Source organism: Bacillus cereus group sp. N31, from assembly GCF_016483245.1.
GTDB classification, from domain to species: Bacteria; Bacillota; Bacilli; order Bacillales; family Bacillaceae_G; genus Bacillus_A; species Bacillus_A toyonensis.
Window position 1 is genome coordinate 714,706 of the sequence record NZ_JAEHCH010000001.1, and the last position, 18,253, is coordinate 732,958.

Consider the following 18,253-nt stretch of genomic DNA (forward strand, 5'->3'; position numbering starts at 1 on the left):
AGCTAGGGGGGAAGAGTGTGTTAGAAAGGATGTCTTTTTTTGCTAAATTATGTAAGGTGGATGAAAATCCAGAGTTAGGAATGTGGTTACTTTATGGAACGATTATTATATTAAGTGCTCTCGTTTATAATTTAGGATTTGCTAGAAAATTATCTGTACTAAAAAATATCGTGATATATATTTCTTTAGCAATTGGGTGTACAGTGTTAACCTTTTTTGCTGTATTTTTACCTGTTGGGGAGGGGCTTGTTGTAGCAGCAATTGTACTAGGAATTTATAGATTGCGCTTACGCAAAACAAGAAAAAGTAGGATGAGGGGGAATTAATGACATGCGTTCAGTACAAGATGCACTATATAATTGGTTAACGATTAAAACAGTTGCGGAAGCACGCCCCGATGATAGTGCTGCGAAAGAAACGTATTTGTTATTTCAAAATATGATATATGAAGAACATAAATTAAGGGATGTGGAAGTTAAAAAGAATGAGGAAATGTATTTGATTACATATGAAATTGATGGGGAAAGAAAATCTGTGAGATTTCCATTAGAAGCTATTGATTGTTTTTTGGATCAGATGAATCGTGAACCTGAAAAATATAAATAAGTCCTTATCGATATGATTAAGGACTTATTTATATTTTACCAATCGTCTTCAACTTTTTTATCACGGTATAATCGGAAATTACCACTTGCATGACGTTCCATCGTACGCTCTGCAATTCGTTCCGAACATTCCATGCACATATATGTATGAATAGGGCGATTACGCAGTTTTTTTGCCGTAGGATTTTCGTCATCTAACATATCTTTTTTATCACAGATCATACATTTGACTCTCATTTCGTCACCTCAATACGAATTCTATCGGTATAAGTATATCATGGAAGTATGATGTTTTTGAATAATAGGAGGAAAAAATAATATTTTCGCAATTCGAAAAATAAGTTATGATAAGGATATATTAAGTATATTTGGAGGTGGAAATATGGCGAATGTAGTAGAGCCTACATTAACAGATGATTTAGTACAAACGTTCCGTAAAGAATGTATTGTTATGGTAGCAACAACAGATTTCGAAAAACAAGTTCCTAACGTAAGTGCTATTTCTTGGGTGTATGCAGTGAGTGAAACTAGTATTCGATTTGCGGTAGATCAACGTTCACGTATTGTGGAAAATATAAGGCGCAATCCGGGAGTGGTATTGACTATAATGGCGAATGGATCCGTATTTTCCATAAGTGGTGCAGGTGAAATTTTGACAGATAGAATGGAAGGCATTCCTCTAAAATTAGCTGTAATAGAAGTAAGTGTGCAAGAAGTACGTGATGTTATGTTTTATGGAGCAAAACTTGCAATTGAACCAAAATATGAAAAAACATACGATCTTCGGGCAGCAAAAAAACTGGATAACCAAGTGTTGGTAGGGATAAAAGAATTATAAGTGAGATGAATAAGAAAATTGTTCATTAACTTTTGGAATCAGTTATTGCGATTTAACGTTAATAATTAAAATTAAAAGTAATATATTGAATAGAAATGAATAAAAAATAAAGAAAAGGTTTAATTGCTATAATTTTCGATTCTACCTCGTTTATACGGTACATATAATTATAACAATGGTTCGTCCATATTTTATGGATGAAACCCTTGTTCTACAAATTTAAAAGTGGAGTCAGGGGGTAACAGGTTGGATAAAATTTATGTGTTAGATACGAATGTACTTTTGCAGGATCCTTTATCTATTTTTTCATTTGAAACCAATGAAGTAGTGATTCCGGCAGTTGTATTAGAAGAGGTTGATTCGAAGAAACGTTATATGGACGAAGTAGGACGAAATGCTCGTTATGTATCTAAGTTAATAGATAAATTTCGTGAAATAGGAAAGCTGCATGAAAGTATTCCGCTAGAAAACGGCGGTACATTTCGTATTGAATTAAATCATCGTTCATTTGTTCAACTACAAGATATTTTTGTAGAAAAAACAAATGATAATCGAATTTTAGCAGTAGCGAAAAATCTATCTTTAGAAGAACAAGAAAAAGAGGACGGGAAGTCTGTTATTTTAGTAAGTAAAGACGTGCTCGTAAGGGTAAAAGCTGATGCAATTGGATTGAAGGCTGAAGATTATTTAAGTGATCGCGTAATTGAAGTAGATAATATATATTCAGGTTTTTTAGAAGGGTATATATCAAAAGAACAATTGGATTATTTTTATGAAAAAGGTGAATTACCTTTATCTGAAATTGCAAATCATCCTTTTTATCCAAATCAGTTTGTGGTAATGAAGGATGCACTTGGGGGTTCTAGTTCTGCACTTGGCATTGTAGATCACTTAGGTAAGAAGGTGAAGAAACTTATTTTTCACAATGAGCAAGTGTGGGGGATACGACCACGAAACGTGCAGCAAATAATGGGATTAGAATTGTTGCTTCGCGAAGATATTCCGCTTGTAACGTTAACGGGGAAAGCTGGTACAGGAAAAACGTTACTTGCGTTAGCTTCGGGATTAATGCAAACGGAAGATTTAGGGTTATATAAAAAATTACTTGTTGCAAGACCAATTGTTCCAGTCGGAAAAGATATCGGTTATTTACCAGGAGAAAAAGAAGAAAAGTTAAGACCATGGATGCAGCCGATTTTTGATAATCTAGAGTATTTATTTAATACGAAAAAGCCAGGGGAATTAGATGCTATTTTAGCTGGAATGGGTTCGATTGAAGTAGAGGCTCTTACTTATATACGTGGCAGAAGTATTCCAGACCAATTCATTATTATTGATGAGGCACAAAATTTAACGAAGCATGAAGTGAAGACGATATTAACGAGAGTAGGAGAGAAAAGTAAGATTGTATTAATGGGAGATCCTCAGCAAATCGATCATCCATATTTAGATGAATATAATAACGGTTTAACATACGTTGTCGAGAAATTTAAAGAGCAACGTATTAGTGGTCATGTAAAGTTTGTTAAAGGGGAGCGCTCGAATTTAGCTCAACTAGCAGCGGATTTATTGTAAAAAGGAGTGAGCTTCAGCTCACTCCTTTTTTTCTTTCAAGTATACTCGTTAAATAATTGTGAATTTACGGATGTTACGGATTGGATTTTGTCTATTAGATCCATCATTGAAATATAGATGTACAGGTCCGTCTTCTTTTAATGGTTTTCCTTCTTTTGAAAAACCAAGAATGGCCTTGTTGACCGTTTCTAATGGAAGTGTAATGATAGTATCTACTGTTTCAATTTCAACTTGCATAGCGTCCTCTAAAATTTCGGCGTTAGCAAGAAATGGATGAAATGGTATACCAAATGTCCCAGTAATCAGCTGTTCTTTTTTATATTTCTTTACACTTTGTTGTATTGGCGGGAAGGCAGCACCATCACGGATTTCACGATCCCAATGTTCTGAAGTGTTCTTTAAGTAAGCTTCTAGTTCAGACGTGTTTTCTCTAGTTTCATCAAAGTAAGTTGTCAAATCTACTTTTCGATCGTCAAAAATCCAAACAGTTGGATCAATAGTGATTGGAAAACGTACTTTTCCATTAATAAATAAAATTTCGCTCATTGTTGTTCCCCCATTTGTGTTATACTCCCACTTTTCAGTATAATAGTATTAGACACTGTTGTCACAAAAAATGTTTCTATTGCAATTTATTAAAACTATCGCTAATATTAATAGATATGAGAGAGTAGGACGGAAACGGAGGGAATCAATTTGGCGTCTGAGACAGTATCAAATCATCAGGAAAAGGCACTAGCCCTTCTACAAGCGGATGCAGAGAAGATTTTAAGACTTATTAAGGTGCAAATGGACCATCTTACAATGCCGCAATGTCCATTATATGAAGAAGTTTTAGACACACAAATGTTTGGACTATCCCGCGAGGTCGATTTTGCGGTTCGCCTTGGTCTTATTGCAGAAGAGCAAGGGAAAGCAATGTTAGGAGAGCTCGAACGTGAGTTATCTGCACTTCATGAAGCATTTACAAACAAACAACAATAACGGGTTCAAATAAGGGGGCTCAAACTAAAACAGTTTGAGCTTTTTATCTGTATAATAAAGCAGGAAGAACGTATATACATATGGAATACAACAATAATTAATTTGAAACAGAGAGAGGAAATGAAATGAAAAGAATATGGAAATCAATGGATTATTCATTATTACTTCCTCTTGTTATTTTATGTGTGCTGGGAGTCATAATGGTATATAGTTCTAGTTCCATTGTTGCGATTTCGCGGTTTGATAAACCAGCAAATTTCTTTTTTAAAAGACAATTACTTACTTTAGTTGTTGGGACAATGGTATTAATAATTATGGCTACTATCCCATATAAAGTTTGGAGAAAACGAATTTTTTTGTTGGGGAGTTACGGTGCTAGTGTTGCCTTATTAGCGGCAGCTGCCTTTTTCACGAAGTCAGTAAACGGTGCAAACGGATGGATATTTGGAATACAGCCTGCGGAATTTGTAAAGATAACAGTTATTCTCGTATTGGCTCATTTTTTTGCGAAAAGGCAAGAAACGAATACGTCCGTTTTCAAAGGATCGGGACCGGTACTTTTAGGTATTGGTTTAATTATGTTTTTAATTTTAAAGCAAAATGACTTAGGTACTGATATGTTAATTGCGGGAACGGTAGGAATCATGTTTCTTTGTTCAGGAGTTAGTGTTAATTTATGGATAAAAAGATTCTTATTAACGTCTATAGTATGGGTCCCGATGTTGTATTTTATTGGGAATTATAAATTAAGTCCATACCAAAAAGCGCGATTTTCAGTTTTTCTGGATCCATTTAGCGATCCGCAAAAGGATGGATTTCAATTAATAAATTCATTTATTGGAATTGCTTCAGGCGGGTTAAATGGTAGAGGATTAGGGAATAGTATACAAAAGTATGGTTACTTACCAGAGCCACAAACGGATTTTATTATGGCGATTATATCTGAAGAGCTAGGCTTTATAGGTGTAGCTATCATTTTAATCTGTTTATTGTTAATTATCATTCGCTCATTTAGAGTGGCGCAAAAGTGTACAGATCCATTTGGAAGTTTAATAGCCATCGGAATTGCAAGTTTGTTTGGAGTTCAAACGTTTATCAATGTCGGTGGTATGTCTGGATTAATACCGCTTACTGGGGTACCGTTACCTTTTGTTAGTTACGGCGGAAGTTCCTTGTTAGCCAATCTACTTGCGATGGGGATATTATTGAATATTGCTAGTCATGTGAAAAGACAAGAAAAACAACAAAATGAGTTAGCTAAAGAAAGAGAACAAGGTGGACCGCATCTTGTAGTTGTAAAATAAAAACACATTGTGCTGTAGAGCACAATGTGTTTTTTTATTTAAAGTAATTTCAAATGTGATATATTAATTATTTTTATATCCAAAAAATATATCACATTAAAACAAATGTGATATACAATTAGGTTGTTCGAAAAGGAAGAGGTATGCTATACTATTTTTGTGAAACAAATTGCACAGAAAACTTATCATTTGTTAAAAAATAAGGTATGATGGATAAAAATAAAGTGAAACTTTCTAAGTATAATATAATGTGGAAAGTGAAGAACTTCACGCTTTTTATGGTGTGTATATATTTTATCTCTAAAGTGGTAGGAAAGTAGAGGGGGAAAATCATGACAAAGCTGCAACGTATTCAAAAAGTATTGGTAGCTAACCGTGGAGAGATTGCAATTCGTGTGTTTCGAGCTTGTTCGGAACTTGGATTAAAAACAGTTGCAATCTATTCTAAAGAGGATAGCGGTTCTTATCATCGCTATAAAGCCGATGAGTCCTATTTAGTTGGGGAAGGGAAAAAGCCAATTGATGCTTATCTAGATATTGAGGGCATTATTGAGATTGCGAAAAGCAATCATGTAGATGCAATCCACCCTGGATATGGTTTCTTGTCAGAAAATATCCAATTTGCAAAACGTTGTGAAGAAGAAGGAATTATCTTTATTGGTCCGAAAAGTGAGCATTTAGATATGTTTGGAGATAAAGTGAAAGCAAGAACACAAGCGCAGCTAGCACAAATTCCGGTTATTCCTGGTAGTGATGGCCCAATAGATTCAATAGAAGAAGTCGAAGAGTTTGCTGAAAAGTATGATTACCCGATTATTATTAAAGCGTCCCTTGGTGGTGGCGGTCGAGGTATGCGTATAGTACGAGCTAGTGAAGAATTAAGAGAATCGTATAATCGCGCGAAATCAGAAGCAAAAGCAGCCTTTGGTAATGATGAAGTATACGTTGAAAAATTCGTTGAAAAACCTAAACATATAGAAGTACAAATTTTAGCAGATGAAGAAGGCAATGTTGTTCACTTATTCGAGCGTGACTGTTCTGTGCAACGTCGCCATCAAAAAGTTGTCGAAATCGCACCAAGCGTTTCGCTTTCAGATGATTTGCGTCAACGTATTTGTGAAGCTGCTGTGAAGTTAACGAAAAATGTAAACTATTTAAACGCAGGAACGGTAGAATTTCTTGTAAAAGGTGATGAGTTTTACTTCATAGAAGTAAACCCACGTGTTCAAGTTGAACATACGATTACAGAGATGATTACAGGAGTGGATATCGTTCAATCGCAAATTTTAATAGCTGATGGACATGCATTACATAGTAAAATGGTAGGTGTTCCGAAGCAAGAAGAAGTGGTTGTGCACGGATTTGCAATCCAATCTCGTGTAACGACTGAGGACCCACTAAATAATTTTATGCCGGATACAGGAAAAATTATGGCGTACCGATCAGGCGGTGGCTTTGGTGTTCGTCTTGATACAGGTAATAGTTTCCAAGGTGCAGTTATTACACCGTACTACGATTCTTTACTTGTAAAAGTTACGACTTGGGCTCTTACTTTTGAACAAGCTGCTGCAAAAATGGAACGTAACTTAAAAGAATTCCGTATTCGTGGTATTAAAACAAATATTCCATTCCTAGAGAATGTAGTAAAACATAAAAACTTCTTATCAGGAGAATATGATACGTCGTTTATTGACGCGTCACCTGAACTGTTCTTATTCCCGAAACGTAAAGACCGCGGAACGAAAATGTTAAATTACATTGGTTCAGTAACAGTAAATGGTTTCCCGGGAGTAGGGAAAAAAGAGAAACCAATTTTCCCGGATGCTCGTATACCAAATGTAGTACACTCAGAGCCGATACAAAATGGAACAAAACAAATTTTGGATGAGCGTGGAGCGGATGGATTAGTAAAGTGGGTTCAAGATCAAAAACGTGTACTTTTAACTGATACAACATTTCGTGATGCGCATCAGTCACTACTTGCAACTCGTATTCGTACAAAAGATTTACATCAAATTGCAGAGCCGACAGCGAGAATTTTACCGAACTTATTCTCAGCGGAAATGTGGGGCGGTGCAACGTTCGATGTTGCGTATCGTTTCTTAAAAGAAGATCCATGGGAACGATTACTAGATCTTCGTGAAAAAATGCCGAATGTTTTATTCCAAATGTTACTTCGCTCTTCAAACGCAGTTGGTTACAAAAACTATCCAGATAATTTAATTCAAAAATTTGTGGAATGTTCTGCTCAAGCTGGCATTGATGTATTCCGAATTTTTGATAGCTTAAACTGGGTAGAAGGTATGAGAGTTGCGATTGATGCTGTACGAGATACTGGCAAAATTGCAGAAGCGACAATGTGTTATACAGGAGATATTCATGATCCGTTACGTAGTAAATATGATTTGAATTATTATAAAAACTTGGCGAAAGAATTAGAAGCATCAGGTGCTCATATATTAGGTATTAAAGATATGGCAGGTTTATTAAAACCTAATGCTGCATACGATTTAGTTTCTGCATTAAAAGAGACAGTATCGATTCCGATTCACTTGCACACACATGATACGAGCGGAAACGGTATATTAACGTATACGAAGGCAATTGAAGCGGGTGTTGATATTGTCGATGTAGCGGTGAGTTCAATGGCAGGTCAAACGTCACAACCAAGTGCGAACACACTATACTACGCATTAGGCGGAAATGAAAGACAACCAGATGTTAATATAGATTCATTAGAAAAACTATCTCATTACTGGGAAGATGTACGCAAATACTATGCACCGTTTGAAAGTGGTATGAATGCACCTCACACAGAGGTATATATGCACGAAATGCCGGGTGGGCAGTATAGTAATCTTCAGCAACAAGCAAAGGCGGTTGGTTTAGGAGATCGCTTCGATGAAGTGAAAGTAATGTACCGTCGTGTGAATGACATGTTTGGAGACATTGTAAAAGTAACGCCATCTTCAAAAGTTGTTGGTGATATGGCATTATTTATGGTTCAAAACCATTTGACAGAACAAGATATTTTAGAGCGTGGACATGCTTTGGATTTCCCAGGATCTGTTGTTGAAATGTTCTCTGGTGATTTAGGTCAACCGTACGGTGGTTTTCCGAAAGAATTACAAAAGATTATTTTAAAAGGGAAAGAGCCGTTAACAGTAAGACCGGGTGAATTGTTAGAGCCAGTAGATTTTGATGCTTTAAAAGAAGAGTTATTCCATAAACTTGGACGCGAAGTAACGATTTTCGATGTAGTTGCGTACGCGTTATATCCGAAAGTATTTATGGACTACGAAAAAGTTGCTGAGATGTATGGTAATGTATCTGTGCTTGATACACCGACATTCTTCTATGGTATGAGACTTGGTGAAGAAATTGATGTGGAAATTGAGCAAGGTAAAACATTGATGGTTAAACTAGTATCAATTGGAGAACCTCAGCCGGATGGAAATCGTATTCTTTACTTAGAATTTAACGGACAACCACGTGAGATTGTTGTGAAAGACGAAAGTGTGAAAGCAACAGTTGCACAACGTGTGAAAGGAAACCGTGAAAATCCAAACCATATTAGCGCAACGATGCCAGGAACGGTTATTAAAGTAGTTGTAAAAGAAGGCGATGAAGTGAAAAAAGGCGATTCTATGGCAATTACAGAAGCGATGAAAATGGAAACGACAGTTCAAGCGCCGTTCAATGGTAAAGTGAAGAAAGTATATGTTAACGATGGTGATGCAATTCAAACGGGTGATTTACTTATTGAATTAGATCACTAAAATAAAAAAAGAGCTGTGTAAATACAGCTCTTTTTTTATTGCAAAAAATCCCTTGCCGATTCGGCAAGGGATTTTAGTTTTAAATTATTTTGTTTGTTTAGAAGTTGATTCGGATTCTTTTGCGTTCACTTTACTTCTTGTTCCTAACATAACTAAATAGCATAATACAGCAAACAAGCAAGAAATGAATAGGGAATGTAATAATGCCATTGCTAAACTAGCATTTGTATATACAACTAAAATCCCAACAATAGCTTGAAGTGTTACAAGAATAAAGGAAATAATCCATCCCCAGTATACTACGCTTTGTTGCTTATATTGACGAATAGCAATAATCATTGCGTATAGTATCCAAAGGAATATTAATATCGCTGCAGCTCTATGCCCCATTTGAACCCACTCATGTAATTGAGTCGGCCATGGTCTATTTTTACTACATAAAGGAAAGTCTGGACAGGCTAAGCTAGCTCGTTCGTGACGTACTAAAGCCCCTGTGTAGACGACGATATAACTGTAAATTGTTACACCATAAATGTGAAATTTCATTTTTTTATCCATAATAAGTGAACGTGCATCAAATTTCTGATCAATTTCAAAAATAAGACACGTTAACAAAATAACAGAAGCGAATGAAATTAAGGAAATACCAAAATGGATAGCAAGTACAGCTGGCATTTGACCCCAAACAACGGCTGCCGCTCCCATTAATGCTTGTGCAACTAAAAATACGAAGGATAAAATTGCTAACGTTTTTGTTTCGCGCACATGTTTATAATACTTCCAGGATAAAATACAAAGGAGAGTGACAAGTATTCCTGCTGATCCTGATGTAAGGCGGTGACTTAGTTCAATAATAGTTTCCATCGATAAATTAGATGGAACTAACTCACCATTACAAAGCGGCCATGATTTACCGCAGCCTTGGCCAGAACCTGTTTTTGTAACTAAAGCGCCTCCTAATAATACTACTAATAAATCAAGACTTGTAATGACTGCTAACCATTTAATAAAGCGTTGCAATCTCTTTCACCATCTTTCTGCTATGAAGTTATTGCGAAATATTTTCATTCCATTATGTATAGAATAAAACGCGCTAGTTCCTATGATATATAAAAAATAATAAAATAGCAAAGAAATGGAGGGGGAAGACAAAGGGGAGAAAAAGGGTGTGAAAATAGAATTTATAAGGGAATTTTTAGGGGGGAAATAGGCTATTTTGAAAAGAAATGGGGAGAATACGTGTTAAATATGACAAAATAGTTTATTATAGAAAGTAACATCATGTTATGATAAGGATAAGTAAGAAGTAAGCTTTTTTATATTCGACACAAAAAGTTCATGTTTTCTTCACAAAATGTTCGGGAAATATGATTTAATATATTGGAGTATGGGCGTAGATTAGTAGTAGAATGGGTTAACAATATTTCTACTGTAATAATATTGCTATATAGAAGCGAATTATTTCATTCGAAATAGGCGCAAAAAGAAAGATGAAAGTTTTAAGAGGGGGTTAAAGTGATGAACCATGCAACAAGTGAGCTGCATGATGAGTCAGCTGTAACAAATGTACCCGAAACAACTCGGTTACAAGATTTATCAGCGCTCGTTAAAATGGGGATTGTAAACTCAAATACACTTACTGTATTTACAGGATTTTGGTTGGCGTTACACTTTAATGGATTAAGTGTGATGGACAATCTGGATAAGCTATTTTTTACAATCGTTGGTTCCGGATTAATTATGGCAGGGGTATGTTGTTTAAATAACTACATTGATCGAGACATCGATCCGTTAATGGAAAGAACAAAAACCCGTCCAACGGTTACAGGAAAGTATAAACCAGGTTTTGCACTTACATTTGGACTAGTTATATTACTACTTGGATTTGTATTCTTATTATTAACAACACCGATGGCAGTATTAATGGGATTTATTGGTGCCTTCACATATGTTGTCTTATATACTTTATGGACAAAGAGAAAGTATACGCTAAATACTGTTGTAGGTAGTATTTCTGGAGCAGTTCCACCTTTAATTGGATGGGCAGCAATTGATCCATCTTTAGGCCATCCAATTGCTTGGATGTTATTTTTAATTATGTTTATTTGGCAAATCCCACATTTCCTTGCGTTAGCGATGAAACGTGTTGATGAATATCGAAATGCAGGAATTCCAATGCTTCCTGTAGTTCATGGATTTGAAATTACGAAACGCCAAATTATGATTTGGACAGTATGTTTATTACCACTACCATTTTATATGAGTGGACTTGGGATAACATTTATGGTACTTGCAACATTGCTTAACATCGGATGGATTGTTTTAGGATTTTATGGCTTCCGTAAGAAGGATGACATCAAATGGTCCGTACAAATGTTTGTTTATTCCCTAAATTATTTAACAATCTTATTTGTATCAATGATTGTAGTTACATTCTTCTAAGACAACGACATAATTGGATTTCTTTACGTTGAGATTTACTTTACTTAACTATAAAGTACAATCTAATTCACAAGGAAAGTGGGGGTTGTTTGTATGAAGAAACAGTGGCGACTGCTTTCGTTCGTTTCACTGCTGGCTTTACTGTTAGGGGGATGCGGTAAAGCCTTTCAATCTACTTTAATTCCGCAAGGAGAAGTAGCAAAAATGCAATATGATCTGCTCTTACTAGCGAGTGCGATCATGGTAGGAGTAGTACTAGTAGTTACTATTATTTTCTTGTATGTAATTGTGCGTTTCCGACAAAAGAAAGGTCAGGAAGATTATATTCCAGAACAAGTTGAAGGGAATCACAAACTAGAAATTATATGGACAGTTATTCCGATTATTCTTTTACTAATCTTAGCTGTTCCGACGGTTACATATACATTCAAACTTGCTGATGTAAGTGCGATGGAGAAAAAGAATATTGATAAAGATACGATCGTTGTTGATGTAACAGCGAATCTTTATTGGTGGGAATTTTCTTATAAATCAGAAAAAATAGTAACTTCTCAAGATTTGGTTATCCCCACAGGTAAGAAAGTGTATTTGAATTTGAAGGGTGCCGATATTAAACATTCATTCTGGGTTCCATCTTTAGCTGGTAAAATGGATACAAATACAGACAATGTAAACAAAATGTGGTTAAAGGCAGATAAATCGGGCACTTATAATGGTTTTTGTACAGAGTTTTGCGGCCCGTCACATTCTTTAATGCAATTTAAAGTGAAAGCTTTAGATGAAAGCGAGTACAAAAAATGGCTTGCTGATATGAAGAAGATTGATGGGAAAAAAGAAGTAGCTTCAACAAAGGCGCAAGAGGGCCAAGAAATATTTAATAAAAGCTGTATTGGTTGTCATGCAGTTGGATCTAATGATAGTAGACCACCTTCCGCTCGTATCGCACCAAACTTAGCAAACTTTGCTGATCGTGATACGGTTGCTGGTATTGCCGAAAATAATGAAGAAAACTTAAAAAAATGGCTGAAAGATCCTGAAAATATGAAGCCAGGAAATAAAATGACTGGTAAATATGGCAACTTAACGGATGATCAAATTGATGCATTAAATGCATACTTACAAACGTTAAAGATTGAAAAGTAAAGAGGGATTATTCGCGAAGGGGAGGTTGAAAACGTGAGCTCTGTAGCAAAAAAACAGGGGATGGGTGCTGTCATATGGGATTATTTAACGACAGTAGACCATAAAAAGATTGCCATTCTCTATTTAATTGCAGGTGGATTGTTTTTTATAATAGGCGGAATAGAAGCACTATTTATTCGCCTTCAATTAGCGATTCCTAACAACGCTTTTCTTGTTGGGGATGCTTATAATCAAGTATTAACGATGCACGGTACAACAATGATTTTCCTCGCAGCTATGCCACTCGTGTTTGCATTTATGAACGCCGCCGTGCCACTTCAAATTGGTGCGCGTGATGTAGCGTTCCCGTTTTTGAATTCACTCGGATTTTGGTTATTTTTCTTTGGTGGAGTATTTTTAAATTTAAGTTGGTTTTTAGGTGGAGCACCTGATGCAGGATGGACATCTTATGCATCATTAGCTTTAGCTTCTAAAGGCCATGGTGTTGATTTTTATGTACTCGGCTTGCAAATTTCAGGTATTGGTACATTAATTGGAGGTATTAACTTCCTTGTTACAATCATTAATATGCGTGCGCCAGGAATGACGTATATGCGTATGCCAATGTTTACATGGACAACGTTTGTAACATCTTCACTTATATTATTTGCTTTTCCGCCGTTAACTGTAGGATTAGGACTTTTAATGTTAGATCGTTTATTTGGAACAAGTTTCTTTAATCCAGCATTAGGTGGGAACACAATTATATGGGAGCATTTATTCTGGATTTTCGGTCATCCGGAAGTATACATTCTTATACTCCCAGCTTTCGGAATATTCTCAGAAATCTTCGCGACATTTTCGAAAAAACGATTATTTGGTTATTCATCGATGGTGTTTGCGACAGTATTAATTGGATTTTTAGGATTCATGGTATGGGCGCATCACATGTTTACTGTTGGCCTTGGTCCAGTTGCAAATGCTATTTTCTCAGTTGCGACAATGGCAATTGCGGTTCCGACAGGTATTAAAATATTTAACTGGCTCTTTACAATGTGGGGCGGAAGTATTCGTTTTACAACACCGATGATGTGGGCGGTAGCTTTTATTCCATCATTCGTAATGGGTGGAGTTACAGGCGTTATGCTTGCATCTGCACCAGCTGATTATCAATTTCATGATAACTATTTCGTAGTAGCGCACTTTCATTATGTAATCGTCGGTGGTGTTGTATTTGGTTTACTTGCAGGGGCTCATTATTATTGGCCACTGATGTTTAATAAAATATTAAATGAAACATTAGGTAAGATAACATTTTGGTTATTCTTTATCGGTTTCCATTTAACATTCTTTATTCAGCATTTCCTTGGATTGATTGGTATGCCACGTCGTTACTACACATATCTTGAGGGGCAAGGATTGGAAATGGGGAATATGATTAGTTCTATTGGAGCTGTGTTTATGGCTCTTGGAACGATTGTTCTTCTATTCAATGTAATAAAAACAACTGTATCAAAAGAGAAGGCTGGTCGTGATCCATGGGATGGACGTACACTAGAATGGACAATGCCAGCACCTACACCGGAATATAATTTCAAACAATTACCATTTGTTCGCGGGTTAGATCCGTTTTGGATTGAAAAACGTGAAGGTAATAAAGAGATGACGGCGGCGGAACCAGTTGGTGATATTCATATGCCAAATGCTTCATTTTCACCATTTATCATTTCTCTAGGCTTATTCATAGCGGCATTCGGTGCAATGTATATGCAAGGTGGAAAAGATAAGTTCTGGTTATTAGTAGCAATTATTGGTTTAATCATTACATTTGGCGCAATGTTCCTTCGTTCAGTAGTCGATGATCATGGATATCATATTCATAAGGAAGATTTAGAGGATAAGGGGGGCAAGGCATAATGCATGTAGATGAAAAATTAACGAATGAAACATTTCCAGCAGAGCCTGAAAAAGCAACCCTTGAGGGGAAAAATAAGTTTGTCGGTTTTTGGTTATTTCTTGGAGGCGAAACAGTATTGTTCGCTTCCTTGTTTGGCACATATTTAGCATTAAAAAACTCTACAAATGGTGGACCAACATCTCAAGAGATGTTTCAAATGCCGCTCGTTTTCATAATGACGATGCTTTTATTAACGAGTAGTTTAACGAGTGTATATGCGATGTACCATATGAAAAACTTTAGTTTTAAGAAAATGCAACTTTGGCTACTTGTAACAGTGTTGCTTGGCTTAGGGTTTTTGGGATTTGAAATATATGAGTTTTATCATTATACACATGAATTTAAGCATACTATGAGAAGTAGTGCATTTGGCTCTGCATTTTATGCTCTTGTTGGTACACATGGACTTCACGTATTGTTTGGATTGTGTTGGATTTTAACATTAATCTTTAGAAATGCGAAGCGTGGTTTAAATTTATACAACGCACCAAAGTTTTATGTTGCATCAATTTATTGGCACTTTATTGACGTAGTTTGGGTGTTTATTTTCACTGTAGTATATTTAATGGGAATGGTGGGATAAACAATGGCGATAAGACAAACAAATAATCCTAAGGTGGATCTTGTTTATCGGAAGAGAAAAAGTGCAGAGGAGATGAAGCACCAAGTTATTACGTTTGCGCTAATGATTTTCCTGACATTAGTTGCATTTGTAGCGGTAGCATATCCAAAAACTTTTAGTCCAACCTTCTCTGTTCCGTTTATTTTACTATTAGCAGTGGTGCAAGTAATTTTTCAATTGTATTATTTTATGCATATGAGCCATAAAGGGCATGAGGCTGCAAGTTTCTTTCTGTATTCTGGCCTGTTAATAGGATTAATTACAATTTTAGCTTTTATGACAATCGTGTGGATTTGAAAAGTGAAGAATAAGGGGGCTTGTGTTGTCACAGCCCCCTCTTCACATTATGTGGAAGGATAACCATTAGGAAGGTGGGGGTGACAATGAGTAACTTATGGATATTTGGCTTTCAAGCTTTATGGAGTCCATTCTTTTTATTATTTATGCTTTCGATTCTTATTGGATACTTCTTAATTATTGGACCATATAGAACTCGATTTGAAAATGCGACGAAGGTAAGTAAAAAGCAAATTTTTTATTTTACGTCTGGAATTGTTCTTTTGTATTTTGTAAAGGGTGGACCTATTGATTTAATTGGCCATATTATATTTAGTGCACATATGTTTGAAATGGCAGTCATGTATATTGCAGTTCCGCCTTTATTATTACTTGGTATACCAGTTTGGTTATATCGTTATATTACTTCTTTTAAGCTAGTTCAAATTGTGTTGAAAATTTTTGCTAAACCGCTTATTGCATTGTTTGTATTTAATGGACTGTTTTCTTTTTATCATTTGCCAGTTGTTTTTGATGCAGTAAAACAAAGCCAAATTGCCCATCCGATTTGCCTCGCTATATTATTTTTTGCGGCAATCATGATGTGGTGGCCGATGTTAAATCCGTTACCAGAATATCAAACGTTAAGTGATATAAAGAAACTTGGTTATATGTTTGCTAACGGTATATTATTAACGCCAGCTTGTGCATTAATAATTTTTGCAACTGCACCGTTATTTGCAACGTATACGGATTCAGCTGCTTGGATGAAAGCGATGGAACTATGCGTACCTGCGGGAACTTTATCAGAATTAAATATAACTGGACCAGAATTTTTGCACTGGATGCCAGTAGTACAAGACCAACAAACGGGCGGTATCATTATGAAAATTGTCCAGGAAATAGTGTACGGTACGATTATCGGCTATGTATTCTTTAAATGGGCGCGTAGAGAACGCGAAAAGGATAAGGAGCAGTTGCAACAATTGCCGCCATATTTACAGACTAAGTAAAAAAGTGTATGGGATTCCATATGCTTTTTCTTTTTTTAGTTTTAGCTTTAGGTATTTATGAAAGATTGAATTTTCAATCTTTTCATGTTAAGTTAGTGTTGGCGTGTACTAAAAGTGGATATAAAATTTACTACTAGCTTTCATGCGTAATAATTCCATATGTAGTGCAAGTTTTTTAGAGAGTTACAAATTTATATTGTTATCTTTAATAAACACGAACTATTTTAAGGGGGAATTTAAATGGGTAGTAGCGGAAGTATGGTAAAGCCGATTAGTGGTTTTTTAACAGCGTTAATTCAATATCCAGTACCGGTAGTAGAGTCACGTGCAGACATTGATAAACAAATTAAACAAATCATAAAAACAATTCATTCAACTAAATCAGGTTATCCTGGATTAGAATTAATAGTATTTCCCGAATATAGTACACAAGGGCTCAATACAAAAAAATGGACTACAGAAGAGTTTTTATGTACAGTGCCTGGGCCAGAAACAGACTTATTTGCTGAGGCATGTAAAGAATCTGAAGTGTATGGTGTTTTTTCTATAATGGAAAGAAATCCTGATGGTGGAGAACCTTATAATACAGCGATTATTATTGATCCACAGGGTGAAATGATTTTGAAGTATCGTAAGTTAAATCCTTGGGTGCCGGTCGAGCCTTGGAAAGCTGGAGATTTAGGCTTACCTGTTTGTGATGGACCTGGAGGGAGTAAATTAGCTGTTTGTATTTGTCATGATGGCATGTTCCCTGAAGTAGCCCGTGAAGCAGCCTATAAAGGTGCGAATGTCTTGATCCGTATTTCCGGATATAGCACACAAGTTAGTGAACAATGGATGTTAACCAATCGTTCAAATGCATGGCAAAATTTAATGTATACATTGTCAGTGAACTTAGCGGGTTATGATGGTGTATTTTATTACTTTGGTGAAGGACAAGTATGTAATTTTGATGGGACTACTTTAGTGCAGGGGCACCGAAACCCTTGGGAGATTGTTACTGCCGAAGTATATCCAGAGCTAGCAGATCAGGCTAGATTAGGATGGGGGCTCGAAAATAATATATATAATTTAGGCTCAAGGGGATATGTAGCGACTCCTGGTGGAGTGAAAGAGAACCCGTATACGTTTGTAAAAGATTTAGCTGAAGGTAAGTATAAAGTTCCCTGGGAAGATGAGATTAAAGTGAAAGATGGATCCATTTATGGGTATCCAGTTAAAAAGACGATTCATTCTTAAGGAAGATAAATAGAACAAGCGCATCATATTGATGCGCTTGTTCGGTTTACTCAATAATTTGAAATTCTTTTAACTCTTTTTCGACATTTTGTAGGAGTTGTTCGCTTTTTTGGAGTACATTTGTTGGGAAAGTCTCATCATCACCATATTCAACACCGTGAGGATAATAATGTTTTCCTAATAAGGGAGGGAGTAGTTTTACTTCAGCGTGTCTGCTGCCAATGTCGCCTTCAACAGCAACTCCGCGCACTCGTAAGTAATAAATATCCTTTAATATTTCAAATTTATAATCGTATGTAACTCTTTCGTAATCCCACTGTCCAGCTAGTACAAAATGGTTCTTTTCCATAATCTCAGTTAAAAGGGATAAATCAACGACGGCCCCATTAAATTTCGTATTTGTAAATTGCATATAATACCTCCTTTTTTAATGTTACATCATTATTTTTATAATAGTATGAATAATAAGAAAGTGCAATTCATATTGAGAGAAAAGG

18 protein-coding genes are annotated in these 18,253 nt (G+C 35.8%); 14 read left to right on the forward strand and 4 right to left on the reverse strand.

Annotated features, from left to right (window positions below):
• Nucleotides 1-17 precede the first annotated feature (17 nt).
• Together JDS81_RS03900 and JDS81_RS03905 are read left to right on the forward strand one after the other, a co-directional pair.
• A complete protein-coding gene (locus JDS81_RS03900; protein WP_097954282.1) occupies nt 18-326 on the forward strand; it encodes a YlaH-like family protein in 309 nt (102 codons plus the stop codon).
• 4 nt (nt 327-330) lie between these two features.
• On the forward strand, nt 331-606 hold the full coding sequence (locus JDS81_RS03905; RefSeq protein ID WP_001258146.1) for a hypothetical protein: 276 nt from the start codon (nt 331-333) through the stop codon (nt 604-606).
• 35 nt (nt 607-641) lie between these two features.
• Here the strand turns inward: JDS81_RS03905 and JDS81_RS03910 are convergent, their stop codons facing one another.
• Nucleotides 642-842 (reverse strand): YlaI family protein, encoded by a 201-nt coding sequence (locus tag JDS81_RS03910; RefSeq protein WP_002093346.1) that lies wholly within the window; start codon nt 840-842, stop codon nt 642-644.
• Between the two features lie 145 nt (nt 843-987).
• Between JDS81_RS03910 and JDS81_RS03915 the strand changes: the two genes are divergently transcribed.
• Together JDS81_RS03915 and JDS81_RS03920 are read left to right on the forward strand one after the other, a co-directional pair.
• Entirely contained in the window at nt 988-1,443 is a 456-nt protein-coding gene (locus JDS81_RS03915) for a pyridoxamine 5'-phosphate oxidase family protein (RefSeq protein ID WP_000024575.1), read from the forward strand.
• 246 nt (nt 1,444-1,689) lie between these two features.
• Nucleotides 1,690-3,018 (forward strand): PhoH family protein, encoded by a 1,329-nt coding sequence (locus JDS81_RS03920; RefSeq protein ID WP_000358079.1) that lies wholly within the window; start codon nt 1,690-1,692, stop codon nt 3,016-3,018.
• A 48-nt stretch (nt 3,019-3,066) separates the two neighbouring features.
• Here JDS81_RS03920 and JDS81_RS03925 read toward each other — a convergent pair whose 3' ends face one another.
• A complete protein-coding gene (locus tag JDS81_RS03925) occupies nt 3,067-3,564 on the reverse strand; it encodes a hypothetical protein (RefSeq protein WP_097880919.1) in 498 nt (165 codons plus the stop codon).
• 150 nt (nt 3,565-3,714) lie between these two features.
• Here JDS81_RS03925 and JDS81_RS03930 point away from each other — a divergent pair, with 150 nt between their 5' ends.
• From JDS81_RS03930 to pyc, 3 genes are all read left to right on the forward strand, one after another.
• A complete protein-coding gene (locus JDS81_RS03930; protein WP_000135695.1) occupies nt 3,715-4,002 on the forward strand; it encodes an Fpa/YlaN family protein in 288 nt (95 codons plus the stop codon).
• A 125-nt stretch (nt 4,003-4,127) separates the two neighbouring features.
• The gene (locus JDS81_RS03935; protein ID WP_097954281.1) at nt 4,128-5,306 is read left to right on the forward strand and encodes an FtsW/RodA/SpoVE family cell cycle protein; all 1,179 of its coding nucleotides are present in this window, start codon (nt 4,128-4,130) and stop codon (nt 5,304-5,306) included.
• A 332-nt stretch (nt 5,307-5,638) separates the two neighbouring features.
• On the forward strand, nt 5,639-9,085 hold the full coding sequence (gene pyc / locus JDS81_RS03940; RefSeq protein WP_097954280.1) for a pyruvate carboxylase: 3,447 nt from the start codon (nt 5,639-5,641) through the stop codon (nt 9,083-9,085).
• 84 nt (nt 9,086-9,169) lie between these two features.
• Here pyc and ctaA read toward each other — a convergent pair whose 3' ends face one another.
• Nucleotides 9,170-10,105, reverse strand: coding sequence for a heme A synthase (gene ctaA / locus JDS81_RS03945; protein ID WP_001188753.1), 936 nt, complete (start codon nt 10,103-10,105; stop codon nt 9,170-9,172).
• A gap of 498 nt (nt 10,106-10,603) precedes the next feature.
• On the opposite strand from ctaA, the gene ctaB reads away from it, so the two are divergent.
• The 7 genes from ctaB (at nt 10,604) to JDS81_RS03980 (ending at nt 17,756) form a co-directional block, all read left to right on the forward strand.
• Nucleotides 10,604-11,527 (forward strand): protoheme IX farnesyltransferase, encoded by a 924-nt coding sequence (gene ctaB / locus JDS81_RS03950; RefSeq protein ID WP_097954279.1) that lies wholly within the window; start codon nt 10,604-10,606, stop codon nt 11,525-11,527.
• Nucleotides 11,528-11,620: 93 nt separating this feature from the next.
• Nucleotides 11,621-12,670 carry a cytochrome c oxidase subunit II gene (coxB, locus tag JDS81_RS03955; protein WP_000745270.1) on the forward strand — a complete coding sequence of 350 codons (1,050 nt, stop codon included), beginning with the start codon at nt 11,621-11,623 and terminating at the stop codon, nt 12,668-12,670.
• A 60-nt stretch (nt 12,671-12,730) separates the two neighbouring features.
• Nucleotides 12,731-14,566, forward strand: coding sequence for a cytochrome c oxidase subunit I (gene ctaD / locus JDS81_RS03960; RefSeq protein ID WP_170957719.1), 1,836 nt, complete (start codon nt 12,731-12,733; stop codon nt 14,564-14,566).
• The gene (gene ctaE, locus JDS81_RS03965) at nt 14,566-15,189 is read left to right on the forward strand and encodes a cytochrome c oxidase subunit III (protein ID WP_097954278.1); all 624 of its coding nucleotides are present in this window, start codon (nt 14,566-14,568) and stop codon (nt 15,187-15,189) included. Before ctaD ends, ctaE begins: the two co-directional genes overlap by 1 nt.
• A 3-nt stretch (nt 15,190-15,192) precedes the next feature.
• Nucleotides 15,193-15,525, forward strand: coding sequence for a cytochrome c oxidase subunit IVB (gene ctaF / locus JDS81_RS03970; RefSeq protein ID WP_001007827.1), 333 nt, complete (start codon nt 15,193-15,195; stop codon nt 15,523-15,525).
• An 86-nt stretch (nt 15,526-15,611) separates the two neighbouring features.
• Nucleotides 15,612-16,517: a cytochrome c oxidase assembly factor CtaG gene (gene ctaG / locus JDS81_RS03975; RefSeq protein ID WP_000069006.1), complete on the forward strand. Its 906-nt coding sequence runs from the start codon at nt 15,612-15,614 to the stop codon at nt 16,515-16,517.
• Between the two features lie 240 nt (nt 16,518-16,757).
• Entirely contained in the window at nt 16,758-17,756 is a 999-nt protein-coding gene (locus tag JDS81_RS03980; protein ID WP_000535796.1) for a formamidase, read from the forward strand.
• A gap of 46 nt (nt 17,757-17,802) precedes the next feature.
• On the opposite strand, the gene JDS81_RS03985 is transcribed toward JDS81_RS03980, so the two are convergent.
• On the reverse strand, nt 17,803-18,168 hold the full coding sequence (locus JDS81_RS03985) for a YugN family protein (protein ID WP_001160935.1): 366 nt from the start codon (nt 18,166-18,168) through the stop codon (nt 17,803-17,805).
• Nucleotides 18,169-18,253 lie beyond the last annotated feature (85 nt).